The sequence below is a fragment of the Actinomycetospora sp. NBRC 106375 genome, assembly GCF_030269665.1.
Lineage (GTDB): Bacteria > Actinomycetota > Actinomycetes > Mycobacteriales > Pseudonocardiaceae > Actinomycetospora.
On record NZ_BSTS01000001.1, the window covers coordinates 253813 to 271736 of the forward strand.

The following is a 17924-nucleotide window of genomic DNA, read 5'->3' on the forward strand; positions in this document are numbered from 1 at the left end:
AAGGGCTTCACCGTGATCGTGGACCTGCCGTCGACGGACACGTCGGCGGTCAACCGCACGATGGTCGACCTGCGCGAGAGCGCCGGGGCCGTGGCGCTCGGGCGCGTGCTCACGCTGCTGATCATCACCGAGGACGGGCCGGAGGCCGAGGCCGCCATCCAGGCCGCCAACGACGCCAGCCGCGAGCACCCGTGCCGCGTGCTCGTCCTCGCGCGCGGGGTGAAGCGGGCGGCCTCGCGCCTCGACGCGCAGATCCGCATCGGCGGCGACGCCGGGGCCAGCGAGGTCATCGTGCTGCGCATGTACGGTCCGCTCGCCGACCAGGGCGGGGCGATCGTGGTGCCGCTGCTGCTGCCCGACGCGCCGATCGTGGCGTGGTGGCCCGGCGAGGCGCCGACGAGCCCGGCCGAGGACCCGGTGGGCAGCGTGGCCGGGCGGCGGATCACCGACGCGTCGTCGGCGAAGTCGCCGGCGAAGGCGATCGGCAAGCTGCGCCAGCGCTACCACCCGGGCGACACCGATCTCGCGTGGAGCCGCATCACCAGCTGGCGTGCGCTGCTCACGGCGGCGCTCGACCAGCCGCCGCACGAGCGCATCACGGCGGCGTCGGTGTCGGGCGCGGCCGACTCCGCGTCGACCGACCTGCTCGCGGGCTGGCTGTCGTCGCGCCTGCACTGCCCCGTCACCCGCAGGAGCGCCGACGTGCCCGGCGGCGAGGGCGGGCAGATCGCCGCGGTGCGCCTCGACCGTCCGGGCGGACCGGTGGAGCTGCGCCGTGTCGACGCGAAGAGCGCCGTGCTCTCGCAGCCCGGGCAGCCGGACCGGCGCGTCGCGCTGTCCCGGCGGACCACCCGGGAGTGTCTCGCCGAGGAATTGCGCCGGCTGGACCCGGACGACATCTTCGCCGAGGCGCTCGACGCGATGCCGACGGGACGCGGGCGCGCGACGAAGAAGGTGAGCGCATGAGCACGGGCCCGGACGTGGTCGTCCACCCCGACACCGACACCACCGCCACCGACGCGGGCGAGCGACTGCTCACCGCGCTGTCGGCGGCGCAGGCCGCGCGGGGCTCGGCCTCGGTGGTGCTGACCGGCGGCGGGGTCGGCATCGCGATGCTGCGTGCCGTCGCGTCGTCCGCACGGCGTGACGCCGTCGACTGGGGATCGGTCGAGGTCTTCTGGGGCGACGAGCGCTTCGTCCCCGCCGGGGACGCCGAGCGCAACGACGCCCAGGCCCGCGAGGCCCTGCTGGACGCGCTGCCGCTCGACCCCGCCCGCGTGCACCCCATGGCGTCGTCCGACGCGCCCGAGGACGCCGGTGGCGGCGACCCCGACCTCGCGGCCGACGCCTACGCCAAGATCCTCTCGGCGGCGGCGTCGCGGGCCGGGTCGGGCGCGGCGATCCCCGCGTTCGACGTGCTGCTGGCCGGCTGCGGGCCCGAGGGCCACGTGCTGTCGGTCTTCCCCGACTCCCCCGCGGTCCACGCGGCCGACGCCGGCGTCGTCGGGGTGCGCGACTGCCCCAAGCCGCCGCCGACCCGCGTGAGCCTGACGCTCCCCGCGGCCCGCGCGGCCCGCGAGGTGTGGCTGGTGGCCACCGGCGCGGGCAAGGCCGAGGTGCTCGCCCGTGCCCACGCCGGCGCCTCCGAGGTCGACGTCCCCCTCGCCGGACTGCGCGGCACCGAGCGGACGCTGTGGCTGCTCGACGAGGACGCCGCGCGGGACCTGGCTTAGCGCCTTCCGCAGCGAACGCCTTGTTCGCTGCTTCTACGCGCGCGAACTCCCCGTTCGCACCGCCGTCGGCGCGTCCCAGGGGCGCAGCGAGCTCTCGAAGAGCTGCCAGCACCGGACCTGTGCGGCGGCGCGGGCGAGCACGGCCCGGACGAGGGCGACGTCCTCGCGGGGCGTGTGCTCCCGGGTCGGGGTCGAGGGCCACGCGGCGTCGCGGCCCGTCGGGTCGCCGGTGCCGCGAGAGTCCGCGCCGTAGCGGACGACGAGGGCGAGGCCGGCGGCGAGGGCGCCGAGCAGGACGATGGTGAGGATCATCGGACTCTCCTTCCGGGAGTGGCTGGTTGCTGCCCTCCACAGTGGCCCCCAGTGGCAGGCTCTGCCAGGGCCACTTCGCCGGAAGTGGCACCCGAACTGGCAGAAGTGGCAGAATGCCGGGCATGGACGAGCACCTCGGCGCCGGGAGCCTCGCGCGCCTGCTCCGCGGCTGGCGCGAGGGCGCCGGCGCGGGCACCAGCGCCCAAGCGGCGCTGGCCGCCCGCATCTCCGCGCTGCTCGCCGACGGCCGCCTGGCCGTCGGCACCCGGGTCCCGAGCGAGCGCGAGCTCGCGACCGCCCTGGACGTCGGCCGCGGCACGGTGGCGGCCGCCTACGAGGAGCTCCGCGAGGGCGGCTACCTGGTCCGCCGGCGCGGGTCGGGCACGTGGACCTCCCAGCCGTCCGCCCCGGTGAGCAGGACCGACGCCGCCCCGGCCCCGCTGGACGGCGCCCTGCACGTCGGCGCCACCGGGTTCGCGCCCTTCGCCCCGATCGGGGCCATGGGCGCCCCGCCCGCGCAGGCCTGGGGCCGCGAGGTCATCGACCTCGCCCACGCCGCCCCCTGGGCGCCGATGGAGGCGATGGCCGAGGCCGGTGCCCGCGCGCTCGCCGAGCTGCCGATGCACCTCGCCGGCAGCGGCTACGACGTCCTCGGCCTGCCCGCCCTGCGCGAGGCCGTCGCCGCACGCCTGAGCGCCCAGGGCCTGCGCACCACCGCCGACGAGATCATGATCACCGCCGGGGCGCAGCACGCGCACGCGCTCGTCGCGCGCGCCCTCGTCCGCCCGGGCGACCGGGTCCTGCTCGAGCAGCCGACCTACCCCGGCGCCATCGACCTCGTGCGCCACACCTCGGCGCGACCGGTGCCCGTGGCGATGACGGAGCACGACGGCACGCCGGGCTGGGACGTCGAGGCGATCGCCGCGGCGATGCGGGCCTCGACCCCCGCGGTCGGCTACCTGGTGCCCGACCACCAGAACCCCACCGGCGCCGTCATGAGCGCCGAGACCCGCGCAGCCGTCGTGGCCGCGGCGGCCCGGCACGGCGTCCCCCTCGTCGTCGACGACTGCCTGCGCGAGATGTGGCTCGACGCCCCCACCCCGCCGCCGCTCGGGGCCTGGTCGGTCGGGGGCGGCACCCCCGTCATCACCACCGGGTCGCTGTCGAAGACCGTGTGGGGCGGGCTGCGCATCGGCTGGATGCGCGCCCCGCGGACGCTCCTGCGGCGCATCGCGGGAGCCCGGGCCTCGGACGACATCTCGACCCCGGTGCTCGAGCAGCTCGTCGCCGTCGCGCTGTTCGACCGTCTCGACGAGATCATCGCCGAGAGCAGGCGCGTGCTGGTGCACCGCCGGGAGCACCTCCGCGACGCCCTCGCCCGTGCCCTGCCCGAGTGGCGGACACCGCGGCCGCCGGGCGGCTTCAGCCTCTGGATCGACCTCGGGGTGCCGCGCTCCAGCGCCCTCGTCGAGGCGGCGGCGCGGGCCGGCATCCACCTGGCCGCCGGCCCCCGCTTCGGCACCGGCGGGGCGTTCGAGCAGTACCTGCGCCTGCCCTACACCCTCTCCCCCGACGCGCTGGACGACGCCGTCGCCCGGCTCGCCGAGGCGTGGGACACCCTCGGCGCGGGCGCCCCGACCCTCACGACCGTCGTGTGAGGTCCCTCTCCCAGGGGCGCAGGCTCGCGTCGTAGGCCGCCCACAGCCGGCCGTGCGCCGCCGCCCGGTGCGCCAGCTCCGCGAACAGCACCGCGTCGCCGCGCAGCGTGTGCGGGCGGCGGGTCACCGGCCAGGCGGGATCGCGCCCGGTCGGATCCGCCTCACCGCGCGAGTCCACGCCGTAACGCGCGACCGCCAGGAACCCCACGACCAGCAGCACTCCCCAGAACGTCACCATCTCGACCATCTCCTCGGCCCGTTGTCCGTCGGAGGACAATTCTCGAAGGCGCTGGCCCTGGACTCCATGGCGTTCTCACGGGGATAGTGGCGACATGACTGCAGTATCGGAAGCCAGGGGCGCCACTCGCCTGGAGAACGACAAGCTGCTCGACGAGACCAACCAGCGCATCCTCACGGAGCTCGCCGACGACCCCCGGCAGAGCATGTCGGCGCTGGGACGGCGGATCGGGATGTCCGCGCCGGCGGTCACCGAGCGGGTGCAGCGTCTCGAGCGCACGGGCGTCATCCGCGGGTACCGCCTCGACATCGACCCCGGCGCGCTGGGCTACCCGATCGCCGCCTGGGTGCGGGTCCGCCCCGCCCTCGGGCACGGGAAGATCGCCGAGCAGATCGCCGCCCGCCAGCCCGAGGTCGTCGAGTGCCACAAGATCACCGGCGAGGACTGCCTGCTCATGCGGGTACAGGTGCGCGACGTCGCCGACCTCGACCGTGTCCTCGAGGGCTGGCAGGAGCACGCGTCGACCGTCACGTCGGTCATCAAGTCCACGCCCGTCGAGCCCCGGAACATGCTCCCGGTGGATTGAGCGCCCTCCGCGCGGCATGATCGCGGTGTCTGATCAGCGGCGGGAGGAGCGCGAGATGTCCGAGCCCACGCCGGGTGCCGTGGTCGTCGGGGTCGACGGCAGCGACGGTTCGAAGGCCGCCCTCGGGTACGCCATGGACGAGGCCGTCCGCCGGGGCGCGCCCGTCACGGCCCTGCTGGCCTACGGCGGTCCCGACGTCTGGACCACCGCAGAGGGCGTCGTGCCCCCGGACGCCCGGGTCCTGCACGACGCCGCGGCGCGCGAGGTGGCCGCGGTCGTCGAGGAGGTCTCGTCCGCGCGACGCGCCCGGGGCGAGGCCGTCCCGGAGGTCACCACCGAGATCGCCATGGGGCCGGCGTCGACCGTCCTGCTCCACCACTCGCGGGGTGCGGCCGTCCTCGTGGTCGGTCACCGCGGGCGGGGCGGGCTCGCCAGCCGGGTCATCGGCTCGGTCGGCCTCAGCGCCGTGATCCACGCGGACTGCACCGTGGTGGTCGTCCGGGAGTGACCGGTCAGGTCCCGATCCCGAACAGGGCCCGCGCGTTCCCGGAGCAGAACGCCTCCCGGTCCGCGTCCGATCCGAGCTCGCCCAGGAAGGCAGCGATCTCCGCCGCGCCCGGCTGCTGGAACGGGTAGTCGGTCGAGAAGAGGAGGCGGTCCGGCGTCGTCACGGACAGGACGTGCCGGAGCAGGGCCGGGTTGAACATCCCGGAACTCGTGACGTGCACGTGCGACCGCACGTAGTCCGAGACCGACCGCGGCAGCCCGCGCAGCTGCGCCAGCCCGTCGGCGCGGTCGAGCCAGAACAGCAGCAGCTCGCCCCAGTGCCCCAGGACGATCTGCAGGTCGGGGTGGCGGTCGAAGGTGCCCCGCAGGACGAGCCGCAGCGCGGCCGTCGCCGCCTCGAGGTGCCAGCCCCAGCCGAACGTCGCGAGCCCGAGGTCGGTCAGCGGGTCGAGGCCCCGGTAGGCGACGTCGCGCAGCGCGTCCGGCGGGATCTGCGGGTGGACGAACAGGGGGACGCGCAGCGCCGCGGCGGCCGCGAACAGGTCGTCGTGGACGGGGTCGTCGAGGTGCCGGTCGCCGCTGCGGCCGTGGACCATCGCGCCGACGTGGCCGAGCCCCACCGCCCTCTCGAGCTCGCCGGCGACGGCCCCGGGCGCCGACAGCGGGAGGGTCGCCAGCGCCCGCAGCCGCGCCGGGTGCCGGCCGACGGCGTCGGCGGCCGCGTCGTTGGCCTCGCGACAGAGCGGCACCGCCTCGGCCGCCGGGAGCCCCTGCGTGCCCGGCGGCGCGTGGGAGATCACCGCGAGGTCGATGCCCTGGGCGTCCATCGCCGCGAGCCGGCCGTCATCGAGGTCCTCGAGGCGCGCGAGGTGGTCGCCGCGCTCGTTGAACGCGATGCTCTCGTCGATCCGGCCGGGCGGGAGGGCCTTCCAGGCGCGGGTGACGCCGGGCAGGACCCAGTGCTCCTCGATCGCGATCAGCGGCACGCCGGTCAGCGTACGAGGACGTCGAGCAGCACCGGGCCGGGCGACGCCAGCGCCTCGGCCAGCGCCTTCTCCAGGTCACCCGGGTGCTCGACCCGCGTGCCCGGGACCCCCTGCCCCGCGGCGAGGGCGACGAAGTCGAGGCCGGGCAGGGCGGTGCCCACGGGCTTGGTGATGCCGAAGTGCTCGGCGAACTGGTCGAGGGCGCGGTAGCGGGCGTTGTGCACGATGAGGACGGTCAGCGGGACGCCGAGCTGCGCCGCCGACCACAGCGCCGGGATCCCGTACATCGCCGACCCGTCCCCGATCAGCGCCACGACGTCCTCCGACCGCGCCAGCGCCATGCCGACCGCCGCGGGCAGGCCGTGGCCCAGGCCGCCGCTCGCGCACGTGTAGAAGCTCGCCGGCCGGTCGAACGGCAGGTGGTCGTGCATCGGGCCGCGGGTGGCCGGGGCCTCCTCGACGACCACCGCGTCGGCCGCCCGCAGGTCGGCGAGGGTCTGGAGCAGGAGCTCCTCGGTGATGACGTCCCCGTCGGCGCCCACGCGCGGGGTCCGCTCGCGCGGCTCCGGTGCGGCGCGGTCGGCGGGTACCGGGCCGGCGAGCAGCGCCCGCACCCCGTGCCGCAGGCCGGTGACGACCGAGGTCCCGACCGGCGTCCACGCCGCGTGGGCGGGGTCCTCGGTGAGCTGGACGAGCTCCGTGGCGTCGGGCACGGACGTGTCGCCGGGCGCCGCGCCCTCGGTGTGGAACGGGAAGACCGGCGAGCCCAGGACGAGGGCGAGGTCGTGGCCGTCCAGGGCCGCGCGGATGCCGTCGTGGGCGGCGGGCAGGAAGCCGCCGAAGAGCGGGTGGGTCTCGGGGAAGCCGCAGCGCGGGGACATCGGCGCGACGTACACGCGCGCCCGGTGGCGCTCGGCCAGCGCGACGACGTCGCCGAAGGCCCCGTCGCGGTCGACCTCGCCGCCGACGACGAGCGCGGGGGCGCGGGCGGCGGCCAGGCGACCCGCGATCTCCGCGAGCACGTCCGGGTCGCCGGCGACCGATCCGGCCACGCGGTGCGGCGGCACCGGCTCGGCCGGCCGGTCCCAGTCGTCCACCGGCACCGAGAGCAGCACCGGCCCGCAGGGTGGCGTCGTGGCGACGTGGATCGCGCGGGCCAGCGCCGCGGGCACGTCCTCGGCGCGGGCGGGCTCCCGGCTGAACTTCACGTACGGCTCGGGGAACTCGGCGGGGCGCTCGGCGAAGAGGAACGGTTCGCCGGTGAGCAGCGACCGCGCCTGCTGCCCGGCCACGAGCACCAGCGGCGTGCGGTTGCGGAAGGCCGTGAAGACGTTGCCCAGGCCGTGCCCGACCCCGGCCGCGGAGTGCAGGTTGACCAGCGCCGCCCGCCCCATGCCCTGCGCGTACCCGTCGGCCATCCCGACGGCGACGCCCTCCTGCAGGCCCAGCACGTAGCGGAAGTCGTCGGGGAAGTCGCGGAACATCGGCAGCTCGGTCGAGCCGGGATTGCCGAAGATCGTCGTGATGCCGTGGGAGCGCAGCACGGCCAGGGACGCCTCGCGCACGGTGGTCATACCGCCGAGCCCACCACGGCCGCCGACGGCACGCGAGGCGTCTCCCGCTGCCCGGAACCCCTACGGCTCGTCGACGAGGTCGCCGGCGAGGTACTCCTCGTACGCGGAGAGGTCGAGCAGGCCGTGGCCGCAGTAGTTGAAGAGGATCACGCGGTCCTCGCCCTTGGCCGTGGCGTCGTTCGCCTCCTGGATCACCGAGGCGATGGCGTGCCCGGCCTCGGGCGCCGGGACCTTGCCCTCGACGCGGGCGAACAGCACGTTGGCCTCGAAGACGGCACGCTGGCGGTGCGCGACCGCCTCCATCCGTCCCTCGTGCACCAGCTTGGAGATGATCGGCGAGTCGCCGTGGTAGCGCAGCCCGCCGGCGTGGATGCCGGGCGGCACGAAGTCGTGGCCGAGCGTGTACATGTTCATCAGCGGCGTGAACCCTGCGGTGTCGCCGAAGTCGTACTCGTACCGCCCCTGGGTCAGGGTCGGGCAGGACGCCGGCTCGGCGGCGAGCAGGCGCACCGAGGCGTCGGGCAGGAACGGCAGGGCCACGCCGCCGAGGTTCGAGCCGCCGCCGCACGGGGCGACGACCACGTCGGGCCGGGTCTCCCCCGCGGCCGCGAGCTGCTGCTGGGCCTCGAGACCGATCACCGTCTGGTGCAGGAGCACGTGGTTGAGCACCGAGCCGAGCGCGTAGTGGGTGTCGTCGCGGCCCACCGCGTCCCGGACGGCGTCGGAGATCGCAGCGCCGAGCGACCCGGGGTGGCCGGGCTCGTCGATCGGCGACGGCACGACGGTGCCGCCCCACGTCTCCATGATCACCTTGCGGTAGGGCTTCTGCTCGAAGCTCTTGCGCACCATGTAGACCGCACACTCGAGGTCGTACTGGGCGCACGCGAACGCGAGTGCCGTCCCCCACTGGCCCGCCCCGGTCTCGGTGGACAGGCGCGTCATGCCCTCCTGGGCGTTGTAGAACGCCTGGGGCACCGCCGAGTTCGGCTTGTGCGACCCGGCCGGCGACACCGACTCGTCCTTGAAGTAGATGCGCGCCGTGGTGCCGAGCGCGGCCTCGAGGCGCCGGGCCCGCACGAGCGGGGTCGGCCTCCAGAGGCGCAGGACGTCGAGGACCTCGCCGGGGATGTCGATCCAGGGGTCGCCCGACATCTCCTGGCCGATCAGCTCCTGGGCGAAGAGCGGGGCCAGGTCATCGGGTCCGACGGGCTCCCGCGTCGCGGGGTGCAGCGGCGGGTCCAGCGGCGACGCCAGGTGGGGTGCCACGTTGAACCACGCCGTCGGCAGCGCGGACTGCGGGAGCGAGAAGCGGGTGTCGGTGACTTCGGTGGGGGCCGCCATGCCGGGGATCGTCCCAGCGTCGGCGCCGCGGGTGAAGTGTCAGCTCTCGCCGCGGCGCGCGCGCAGCTTGGCCAGGGCCTCGTCGAGCAGCGCCTCGCCGTCGGCGTCGGAGCGGCGCTCCTTCACGTACGCGAGGTGGGTCTTGTAGGGCTCGGTGCGCTTCGCCGGCGGCGGGTTCTTCTCGTCGGTGTTGGCCGGCAGACCGCAGCGGGGGCAGTCCCACGACGTGGGGATCTCGGCGTCCATCGCGAACGACGGGCGGGTCTCGTGCCCGTTGGAGCACCAGAAGGAGACCACGGTGCGCGCCGCGCTCTCGCCGCGCTCGGACTCCCCCATGGGGCCCGACCCCACCCGGGTGCCTCGGATCGCGTTGCCAGTCGCCATCGCCGGAGTACCTCCGTGTCCAGGGGCGGCCGGGCGCACGGCACCCGGGCCACCCGTCAACCTTCGATCTTGACGAGCAGCCCCGTGCCGACGATCGAGATCAGCCAGATGGCACCCACGAACAGGGTGAGCCGGTCGAGGTTCTTCTCCACGACGCTCGACCCGGCGAGGCTCGACTGGACACCGCCGCCGAACAGCGACGACAGCCCGCCGCCGCGCCCGCGGTGCAGCAGCACCAGCAGCACCAGCAGGACGCTGGACGCGATGAGCAGGATGTCGAGGAACAGTCGCATGTCGGTGTCCGTGACCTCCGGGTGCCGACCCCACCCGGGCGGGCGGGGCTCTGACCGTCCCGCCGTGCGGGATCGGTGCGTAGAGGGAACGATACCCGTCCCTCGTCACAGCCCTGCCACGACCCAGCGGTCTGGCGCGTCGCGACCGCGGCCCGCTACGGCAGCGGTCCGCCCGCGGCGAGGGCGCAGAGCTCGGCGAACCCCTCGGGATCGAGGCTGGCCCCGCCGACGAGCGCGCCGTCGATGTCGTCGGACCGCACGAGGTCGGCGACGTTGTTGGCCTTCACCGAGCCGCCGTAGAGGATCCGGACGCCGTCCGCCACGTCGCCGCCGTGCACCTCGCGGAGGCGCTCGCGCAGCGCGTGGCACACCTCCTGGGCGTCGCCGACACCGGCGGTCTTGCCCGTGCCGATCGCCCACACGGGCTCGTAGGCGATGACGATCTTGGCGACGTCGTCGGCCGAGAGGCCCTTGAGCGCGCCGTCGAGCTGCCCGGTGCAGTGCGGCACGTGGCCGCCCTCCTCGCGGACCTCCTCGCCCTCCCCCAGGCACAGGATCGGCGTGAGGCCGTGGCGCAGGGCGGCGTGCACCTTGCGGTTGACCAGCGCGTCGTCCTCGCCGTGGATGGTGCGGCGCTCGGAGTGCCCGACGACCACCCAGGTGCAGCCAAGCTTGGCCAGCATCACCCCGGACACGTCGCCGGTGAACGCTCCGGAGTCCTCCGGGGAGAGGTCCTGGCCGCCGTAGGTGATCGGCATCGAGTCGGCGTCGACGAGCGTCTGGACGCTGCGCAGGTCGGTGAACGGCGGGAGCACCGCGACGTCGACCTTGTCGTAGTACTTGCCGGGCAGCGCGAAGGCGAGCTTCTGGGTCACCCCGATGGCCTCGAGGTGGGTGAGGTTCATCTTCCAGTTGCCGGCGATGAGCGGCTTGCGGGCCATCAGGAGGACTCCTCGAGGACAGCGATGCCGGGCAGGACGTGGCCCTCGAGGAACTCCAGCGAGGCCCCACCGCCGGTCGAGATGTGGCCGAAGCGGTCCTCGTCGAGGCCCGCCGCGCGGATGGCGGCCGCCGAGTCGCCGCCGCCGATGACGCTGAACGCCGGCGAGTCCGCGACGGCCTCGGCCACACCGGTGGTGCCGGCGGCGAACGGGGCCATCTCGAAGACGCCCATCGGCCCGTTCCAGAACACCGTCGCCGCGTCGGCCAGCACGGCGCCGAACGCCGCCACCGTCTCCGGGCCGACGTCGAGACCCAGCCAGCCCTCGGGCATCTCCGACACCGGCACCGTCCGCGTCTCCGCGCTCTCGGCGAACTCGCTCGCCACCACCACGTCGGACGGGAGCACGAGGGTGTCGGCGTACTTGCCCAGCAGCTCGGAGCAGGTGTCGACCTGGTCGGACTCGAGCTTCGAGCCGCCCACGTCGTGGCCCTGGGCGGCGAGGAACGTGAAGCACATGGCCCCGCCGACCAGCAGCTTGTCGACCTTGGGCAGGAGGTTCGACAGCACGCCGAGCTTGTCGGAGACCTTCGACCCGCCCAGGATCACGACGTACGGGCGGTCGGGGTCGCCGACCAGGCGGCGCAGCACCTCGGTCTCGCGGGCGACGAGGTCGCCGCCGTAGGCCGGGAGCCTGCGCGCCACCTCGACCACCGACGCCTGCTCGCGGTGCACGACGCCGAACCCGTCCGAGACGAACGCGCCGCCCGGGACGAGCGCCGCGAGCTCGCCGGCGAGCTCCTCGCGCTCCTGCGCCGAGCCGGTCTCCCGCGCGTCGCAGCGCACGTTGGCCAGCATGGCGACGCCGCCGGGCCCGAGGCGCCCGACCATCGCCTCGGCGGAGTCGCCGACGACGTCCTTGGCGAGGTGGACCCGCTCGTCGAGCAGCTGGCCGAGCCGTCCGGCGACGGCCGTGAGGCTCTCCAGCGGGTCGCGCCCGGGCGGCGGGCCGCCCTCCGGGCGCCCGAGGTGCGCCATGACGACGATCTTCGCCCCGGCTTCGCGGAGCCGCCGGACCGTCGGCAGCGCGGCCTGGATCCGGCCGTCGTCGGTGATCGTGTAGCCGTCGTGCGGGACGTTGAGGTCGGCCCGGAGCAGGACGAAGCGGTCCGCCACCCCGTCGGCGATGAGGTCGTCGAGCGTCCTCATCAGAGCTTGGAGCCCACGAGCGTGGTCAGGTCGACGACGCGGTTCGAGTAGCCCCACTCGTTGTCGTACCAGCCGACGATCTTCACGGTCCGGGTGCCGAGCACCTTCGTCATGCCGGCGTCGAACGTGCACGACGCGGGCGCGCCGACGATGTCGGTCGAGACGATCGGGTCCTCCGTGTAGACCAGCACGCCGGACAGCTCGCCGTCCGCGGCCTGCTGGAAGGCGGCGTTGATCGACTCGACGGTCGCGTCGCTGCTCAGCGTGGCGGTGAGGTCGGTGACGGAGCCGTCGCTGACCGGCACCCGGTACGCCATGCCGGTGACCTTGCCCTGCAGCTCCGGCAGCGCCAGCGCGGTGGCCTCGGCGGCGCCGCTGGTGGTGGGGATGATGTTGACCGCGGCGGCGCGGGCCCGGCGGAGGTCCTTGTGCGGGGCGTCGTGGACGCGCTGGTCGCCGGTGTAGGCGTGGATCGTCGACATGAAGCCGGCCTCGACGCCGAAGGTGTCATTGAGCACCTTGAGCATCGGCGCCACGCAGTTGGTGGTGCACGAGGCGTTGGAGAGGATGTTCTGGCTGCCGTCGTACGACCCGTCGTTGATGCCCATGACGACCGTCAGGTCCTCGCCCTTGGCCGGGGCGGAGATGACGACCTTCTTGGCGCCGGCCTTGAGGTGCTTCCCGGCCGAGTCGGCGTCGGTGAAGATCCCGGACGACTCGATGACCACGTCGACGCCGAGGTCGCCCCACGGCAGCGACGCCGGGTCCTTCTCCGCGTACGCCTTCACCGTGGCGCCGTTGACGATCAGCGCGTCGTCGGTGTGCTCGACGGTGCCGTCGAAGCGACCGTGCACGGAGTCGTAGCGCAGCAGGTGCGCCAGCGTCTTGTTGTCGGTGATGTCGTTGACCGCGAGCACCTCGATGTCCGCGGTGCCCGCCGCGCGCTGCTTCTCCAGCGCCCGGAACACGTTGCGTCCGATGCGACCGAACCCGTTGATCCCGATGCGGATCGTCACTGCGCCTCGCCCTGCCTTCCCGGTTCACGGATCGTCGCCACGCTGCGCCGGTCGGCAGCGTTCCCACTCGGGGCGCCACCCTAACGAATCCGGCCCCGCTCTCCGGGCGCCGCGAACGAGGTCACGTTCCCCCGCTCGCGGGCCGGGGGATCAGTGGTCGGCCATCTCCGCCATCTCCTCGGTGACCACCGAGGACGTGTCCGGGACGCGCATGTCCTTGGCCTTCTTGTCCGCCATGGCCAGCAGGCGGCGGATGCGCCCCGCCACCGCGTCCTTCGTCATGGGCGGGTCGGCGAGCTGGCCGAGCTCCTCCAGCGACGCCTGCTCGTGCTCCACCCGCAGGCGCCCCGCCTGCACCAGGTGGTCGGGGACCTCGTCGCCCAGCAGCTCCAGCGCGCGGTTGACCCGGGCGGAGGCCGTCACGGCCGCCTTCACCGACCGGCGCAGGTTCGCGTCGTCGAAGTTCGCGAGCCGGTTGGCCGTCGCGCGCACCTCGCGGCGCATGCGGCGCTCCTCCCAGGCCAGCACCGAGGTGTGCGCTCCGAGGCGCGTCAGCAGCGCCCCGATCGCGTCGCCGTCGCGCACCACGACGCGGTCGGCGCCGCGGACCTCGCGGGCCTTCGCGACGACGCCGAGCCGGCGGGCGGCGCCGACCAGCGCCATCGCCGCCTCCATCCCCGGGCACGTGATCTCCAGCGCGGAGCTGCGTCCGGGCTCGGTGAGCGAGCCGTGGGCGAGGAACGCCCCGCGCCATGCGGCCTCCGCGTCGCACACGCCGCCCGAGACGACCTGGGGCGGCAGCCCGCGCACGGGTCGTCCCCGGGGGTCGAGCAGCCCGGTCTGGCGCGCCAGGGAGTCGCCGTCGGTCGCGACCCGCACGACGTAGCGGGTGCCCTTGCGCAGCCCGCCCTGGGAGAGGACGTGGACCTCGGGGTTGTGCCCGTAGAGATCGTGGATCTCCCCGCGCAGGCGGCGCGCCCCGGCGCCCGTGTCGAGCTCGGCCTCGACGACGACACGGCCGCCGACGATGTGGAGGCCGCCGCCGAAGCGCAGCAGCGCGGCGACCTCGGCGCGTCGACAGCACGTCTTCGTCACCGCGAGCCGGCTCAGCTCGTCCTTGACCGCTGCGGTCATGGCCACCTTCGGTCCTCCTCCTGGTGCGGGCGGGCGGGGTCGGCTCCCGCGGCGGACACGCCGTTGCCGGCCGGGCCGTGCAGCGCCGCGGCATCGCGCAGCGGGACACGGTGGTGGGCGGCCTCGGCGAGCGCCTCGGCGAGAGCCTCGGGGTCGTGCCGGGGGCTGCCGTCGGGGGCCCCGACGGCGGTGAGCAGGGTCTCCGCGCCGAACGCCTCCGCGCCGCGGCGCAGGAGGTCGGGCTCGGGGACGGCGACGGTGTCGGCCACGACGGTGTCGAGGCGCAGCCGCGGCGCGTGGGCGGCGAGCACCTCGAGGTGCTGTTCGGGCGAGAAGCCCGCGGTCTCGCCGGGCTGTGGCTCGAGGTTGAGCACGAGCACCTTGCGCGCCTCGCTCTCGGCGAGCGCGGCGAACAGCTCGGGGACGAGCAGGTGGGGCAGGACGCTGGAGAACCACGAGCCGGGCCCCAGGGTGATGACGTCGGCGGCCCGCAGCGCCTCGCACGCCTCGGGGCACGCCTTGGGACGCCGCGGGTCGAGGCGCACCTGCTGCACCCGTCCCGGCGTCGTCGCCACGGCGACCTGCCCGCGGATGCGGTGGGCGACGTCGCGGTCCCCCCGATCGGCGCTGTCGCCGCCCGATGGGCCCCGGATGCCCGTGACGTCGGCCTCGATGTCGACGGGGTGCGGGCTCATCGGCAGCACCCGCCCCCGCACGCCGAGCAGGCCGCACGCCTGGTCGAGGGCGGCCACCGGGTCGTCGAGAACCTCGAGCAGGCCGGCGAGCAGGAGGTTCCCGACGGCGTGGCCCGCGAGGGCGCCGTGCCCGCCGTAGCGGTGCTCGAAGACCCGCTGCCACAGCGTGTTCTCCGGCCCCGGGTGCTCCTGGCCGGCGAGCGCGCCGAGCGCCATGCGCAGGTCCCCGGGCGGCAGGATGTCCAGCTCGCGGCGGATCCGTCCCGACGACCCGCCGTCGTCGGCGACCACGACGATCGCGGTGATGTCGTCGGTGAGCCGCCGCAGCGCCGAGAGCGTCGCGTGCAGCCCGTGGCCCCCGCCGAGGGCCACGGCCCGCAGCGGCCGCTCCGGGCCCGTCACTCGCGCCCCACGTCGCGGTGGGACACGGTGACCTGCACGTCGTCCTCGCCGGACATGCGGCGGGCGAGCTCTTCGGCGATGGCCACGCTGCGGTGCTTGCCGCCCGTGCACCCCACGGCGACGGTCAGGTAGCGCTTGCCCTCGCGGCGGTAGCCCGCGCCCACGAGGCGCAGCAGGCCCAGGTAGCGGTCGAGGAACTCCTCGGCGCCCTCCTGCGAGAGCACGTAGTCGCGGACCTCGGCCTCGCGACCGTCGTGCTCGCGCAGCTCGGGGATCCAGTGCGGGTTGGGCAGGAAGCGCATGTCGACCACGAGGTCGGCGTCGGGCGGCAGGCCGTGCTTGTAGCCGAACGACACGACCGTGACGTTGTGGGTGACCTCGCTGACGGAGTCGGCGAAGGCGCTCTCGATCGCCCCGCGCAGCTGGTGCACCGACCGGTTCGAGGTGTCGACCACGAGGTCGGCCTGGTCGTGCAGCGGGGCCAGCAGCTCGCGCTCGGCGGCGATGCCGTCGGAGAGCCGGCCGTCGCCCTGCAGCGGGTGCGAGCGCCGGTTCGCCTCGAAGCGGCGGATCAGCACGGCGTCGGACGCGTCGAGGAACAGCACCCGGGGGCGGTGGCCGCGCGCGTCCAGCTCCTTGATCACCGCGCCCAGGTCGGCGGTGAACGCGCGGCTGCGCACGTCCATGACCACGGCGATCCTGGTGATCTGCCCGGACGACCGCGCGCCCAGGTCGACCATCGTCTCGATCAGCTCGGGCGGCAGGTTGTCGACCACGAACCAGCCGAGGTCCTCGAGCACCTTGGCCGCCGTGCTGCGCCCCGCCCCGGACAGGCCGGAGACGATCGCGACCTCGATCCCGCCCGGGTGCGGGGCCACCTGGGGCACCTCCGCACGTCCCGTCATGAGCTCCCCCCGTCGTCCAGGGCGTCCAGGACGGCCTCCGCGGTGCGCCGGCCTACCCCGGGCACCTCGGTGATCTGCTCGACCGTGGCCGCCCGCAGCTTCTTCACCGAGCCGAAGTGCTTGATCAACGCGGTGCGGCGGGCCTCGCCCAGCCCGGGCACCCCGTCGAGCGCCGACGTCGTCATCCGCGTCGAACGCTTCTGGCGGTGGTAGGTGATGGCGAAGCGGTGCGCCTCGTCGCGCACGCGCTGGAGCAGGTAGAGCGCCTCACTCTGGCGCGGCAGGATCGCCGGGTCCTCCTCGCCGGGGAGCCACACCTCCTCGAGGCGCTTGGCGAGCCCGACGACCGCGACGTCGGTGATGCCGAGCTCGCTCAGCACCTCCGCGGCCGCCGCGACCTGCGGGGCGCCGCCGTCGACGACCAGCAGGTTCGGCGGGTAGGCGAACTTCCGGGGGCGCCCGGTGGTCGGGTCGATGCCGGGCAGGGGGCCGTCGTCGGCGGGGTCGACCTCGCCCGACGCCGGGGCCCCGTCGCTGGTCTCCCCCGCGCACGCCGTGTCGGTGTGGTCGGGCGCTTCCTGCTCGGTCTCCTTGAGGTAGCGGGCGAACCGCCGGCGCACGACCTCGGCGATCGCCGCGACGTCGCCGCCCTCCGCGCCGCCGCGGATCGCGTAGCGCCGGTAGTCGGCCTTCTTCGCCAGCCCGTCCTCGAAGACCACGAGGCTCGCGACCACGTCCGACCCTTGGACGTGCGAGACGTCCGTGCACTCGATGCGCAGCGGCGCGGTGTCGAGCCCGAGCTGCTCCTGGAGCTCCTCGAGCGCCGCGCTGCGGGCGGTGAGGTCGCCGGCGCGCCGGAGCTTGTGCCGGGTGAGCTCCTCCCGCGCGTTGCGCTCGACGGTCTCGGCGAGCGTGCGCTTGTCGCCGCGCTGGGCCACGCGCAGCGAGACCCGCGACCCGCGCAGCGCGGTGAGCCACTGCGTCAGCGCGGACGCGTCCTCGGGCATCGCCGGGACCAGCACCTCGCGCGGCACCGGCTGCACGGCGTCGTCCGCGGAGCCCGCGAGGGCGGCCTGCTCGCCGTAGAACTGGGCGAGGAACTGGCCCACGAGGTCGGGCACGTCGCTGTCGGCCTCGGTCTCGACCACCCAGCCGCGCTGGCCCCGCACGCGCCCGCCGCGGACGTGGAACACCTGGACCGCGGCCTCGAGCTCGTCGGTCGCGAAGGCGACGACGTCGGCGTCGGTGCCGTCGCCGAGCACGACGGCCTGCTTCTCGACCACCCGCTTGAGCGCGCCGGCGTCGTCGCGCAGGCGGGCCGCCTTCTCGAAGTCCATGTCGGCCGCGGCGACCTGCATGTCCTTCTCGATGCGCCCGATGAGCTGGTCGGTGTGGCCGGCGAGGAAGTCGCAGAAGTCGAGCACGATCTGGCGGTGCTCGTCGGCGCTGACACGCCCGACACAGGGCGCCGCGCACTTGTCGATGTAGCCGAGCATGCAGGGGCGCCCGATCTGGCCGTGGCGCTTGAACACCCCGCCCGAGCACTGGCGCGCCGGGAACACCCGCGTGAGCAGCTTGACCGTCTCGCGGATCGCCCAGGCGTGGGCGTAGGGCCCGAAGTACCGGACGCCCTTGCGCCGGGGCCCCCGGTAGACCCGCAGCTGCGGGTACTCCTCGTTCAGCGTCACCGCGAGGACCGGGTAGGTCTTGTCGTCGCGGTAGCGGACGTTGAACCGCGGGTCGTACTCCTTGATCCAGTTGTACTCGAGCTGGAGGGCCTCGACCTCGGTGTGGACCACCGTCCACTGCACTGCCGCAGCGGACGTCACCATCCGCCGCGTCCGCGGGTGCAGCCCGGCGATGTCGGCGAAGTAGGAGTTGAGCCGACTCCGCAGGCTCTTGGCCTTGCCGACGTAGATGACCCGGCCGTTCTCGTCGGAGAACCGGTACACGCCGGGCGCCTCCGGGATGCTCCCCGGCGCGGGTCGGTACGTCTGCGGGTCGGCCATGA

The 17924-nt window shown here is 74.7% G+C and carries 19 protein-coding genes; 5 read left to right on the forward strand and 14 right to left on the reverse strand.

The features are described 5' to 3' along the window. Window positions 1-12: 12 nt before the first annotated feature. Together QSK03_RS01240 and pgl are read left to right on the forward strand one after the other, a co-directional pair. A complete protein-coding gene (locus QSK03_RS01240) occupies window positions 13-966 on the forward strand; it encodes a glucose-6-phosphate dehydrogenase assembly protein OpcA (RefSeq protein ID WP_285648137.1) in 954 nt (317 codons plus the stop codon). Next, a complete protein-coding gene (gene pgl / locus QSK03_RS01245) occupies window positions 963-1733 on the forward strand; it encodes a 6-phosphogluconolactonase (protein WP_285648138.1) in 771 nt (256 codons plus the stop codon). The genes QSK03_RS01240 and pgl overlap by 4 nt, the downstream gene beginning before the upstream one ends. 33 nt (window positions 1734-1766) lie before the next feature. Here pgl and QSK03_RS01250 read toward each other — a convergent pair whose 3' ends face one another. After that, window positions 1767-2045: a hypothetical protein gene (locus QSK03_RS01250; protein ID WP_285648139.1), complete on the reverse strand. Its 279-nt coding sequence runs from the start codon at window positions 2043-2045 to the stop codon at window positions 1767-1769. Between the two features lie 122 nt (window positions 2046-2167). On the opposite strand from QSK03_RS01250, the gene yczR reads away from it, so the two are divergent. Beyond that, window positions 2168-3703 carry a MocR-like transcription factor YczR gene (yczR, locus tag QSK03_RS01255; protein ID WP_285648140.1) on the forward strand — a complete coding sequence of 512 codons (1536 nt, stop codon included), beginning with the start codon at window positions 2168-2170 and terminating at the stop codon, window positions 3701-3703. On the opposite strand, the gene QSK03_RS01260 is transcribed toward yczR, so the two are convergent. Then, the gene (locus QSK03_RS01260; RefSeq protein WP_285648141.1) at window positions 3687-3950 is read right to left on the reverse strand and encodes a hypothetical protein; all 264 of its coding nucleotides are present in this window, start codon (window positions 3948-3950) and stop codon (window positions 3687-3689) included. The two genes, yczR and QSK03_RS01260, sit on opposite strands and share 17 nt — an antisense overlap. Before the next feature lie 85 nt (window positions 3951-4035). On the opposite strand from QSK03_RS01260, the gene QSK03_RS01265 reads away from it, so the two are divergent. Both QSK03_RS01265 and QSK03_RS01270 read left to right on the forward strand, forming a co-directional pair. Beyond that, window positions 4036-4527 carry an Lrp/AsnC family transcriptional regulator gene (locus tag QSK03_RS01265; protein ID WP_285648142.1) on the forward strand — a complete coding sequence of 164 codons (492 nt, stop codon included), beginning with the start codon at window positions 4036-4038 and terminating at the stop codon, window positions 4525-4527. Between the two features lie 55 nt (window positions 4528-4582). After that, window positions 4583-5035 (forward strand): universal stress protein, encoded by a 453-nt coding sequence (locus QSK03_RS01270; RefSeq protein WP_285648143.1) that lies wholly within the window; start codon window positions 4583-4585, stop codon window positions 5033-5035. Between the two features lie 4 nt (window positions 5036-5039). On the opposite strand, the gene QSK03_RS01275 is transcribed toward QSK03_RS01270, so the two are convergent. The 12 genes from QSK03_RS01275 to uvrC all read right to left on the reverse strand — a co-directional run bounded on the left by QSK03_RS01275 (window position 5040) and on the right by uvrC (window position 17922). Continuing rightward, window positions 5040-6020 (reverse strand): amidohydrolase family protein, encoded by a 981-nt coding sequence (locus QSK03_RS01275; protein WP_285648144.1) that lies wholly within the window; start codon window positions 6018-6020, stop codon window positions 5040-5042. 5 nt (window positions 6021-6025) lie between these two features. Beyond that, on the reverse strand, window positions 6026-7594 hold the full coding sequence (mdlC, locus tag QSK03_RS01280) for a benzoylformate decarboxylase (RefSeq protein WP_285648145.1): 1569 nt from the start codon (window positions 7592-7594) through the stop codon (window positions 6026-6028). 60 nt (window positions 7595-7654) lie between these two features. Beyond that, on the reverse strand, window positions 7655-8935 hold the full coding sequence (locus tag QSK03_RS01285; RefSeq protein ID WP_285648146.1) for a TrpB-like pyridoxal phosphate-dependent enzyme: 1281 nt from the start codon (window positions 8933-8935) through the stop codon (window positions 7655-7657). Window positions 8936-8974: 39 nt separating this feature from the next. After that, entirely contained in the window at window positions 8975-9319 is a 345-nt protein-coding gene (locus QSK03_RS01290) for an RNA polymerase-binding protein RbpA (protein ID WP_285648147.1), read from the reverse strand. A gap of 56 nt (window positions 9320-9375) precedes the next feature. Beyond that, entirely contained in the window at window positions 9376-9612 is a 237-nt protein-coding gene (gene secG, locus QSK03_RS01295; RefSeq protein WP_116707491.1) for a preprotein translocase subunit SecG, read from the reverse strand. Window positions 9613-9767: 155 nt separating this feature from the next. After that, a complete protein-coding gene (tpiA, locus tag QSK03_RS01300) occupies window positions 9768-10553 on the reverse strand; it encodes a triose-phosphate isomerase (RefSeq protein WP_285648148.1) in 786 nt (261 codons plus the stop codon). After that, window positions 10553-11761 (reverse strand): phosphoglycerate kinase, encoded by a 1209-nt coding sequence (locus QSK03_RS01305; protein WP_285648149.1) that lies wholly within the window; start codon window positions 11759-11761, stop codon window positions 10553-10555. Before QSK03_RS01305 ends, tpiA begins: the two co-directional genes overlap by 1 nt. Beyond that, window positions 11761-12777 carry a type I glyceraldehyde-3-phosphate dehydrogenase gene (gene gap, locus QSK03_RS01310; protein WP_285648150.1) on the reverse strand — a complete coding sequence of 339 codons (1017 nt, stop codon included), beginning with the start codon at window positions 12775-12777 and terminating at the stop codon, window positions 11761-11763. Before gap ends, QSK03_RS01305 begins: the two co-directional genes overlap by 1 nt. A 150-nt stretch (window positions 12778-12927) precedes the next feature. Continuing rightward, window positions 12928-13917, reverse strand: a complete 990-nt coding sequence (whiA, locus tag QSK03_RS01315; RefSeq protein ID WP_285648151.1) for a DNA-binding protein WhiA — start codon at window positions 13915-13917, stop codon at window positions 12928-12930. Continuing rightward, window positions 13908-14987 carry a gluconeogenesis factor YvcK family protein gene (locus QSK03_RS01320; protein ID WP_285648574.1) on the reverse strand — a complete coding sequence of 360 codons (1080 nt, stop codon included), beginning with the start codon at window positions 14985-14987 and terminating at the stop codon, window positions 13908-13910. Before QSK03_RS01320 ends, whiA begins: the two co-directional genes overlap by 10 nt. Window positions 14988-15004: 17 nt before the next feature. Beyond that, window positions 15005-15913, reverse strand: a complete 909-nt coding sequence (gene rapZ, locus QSK03_RS01325) for an RNase adapter RapZ (protein WP_285648152.1) — start codon at window positions 15911-15913, stop codon at window positions 15005-15007. Then, entirely contained in the window at window positions 15910-17922 is a 2013-nt protein-coding gene (gene uvrC / locus QSK03_RS01330) for an excinuclease ABC subunit UvrC (RefSeq protein WP_285648153.1), read from the reverse strand. The genes rapZ and uvrC overlap by 4 nt, the downstream gene beginning before the upstream one ends. Window positions 17923-17924: the final 2 nt, after the last annotated feature.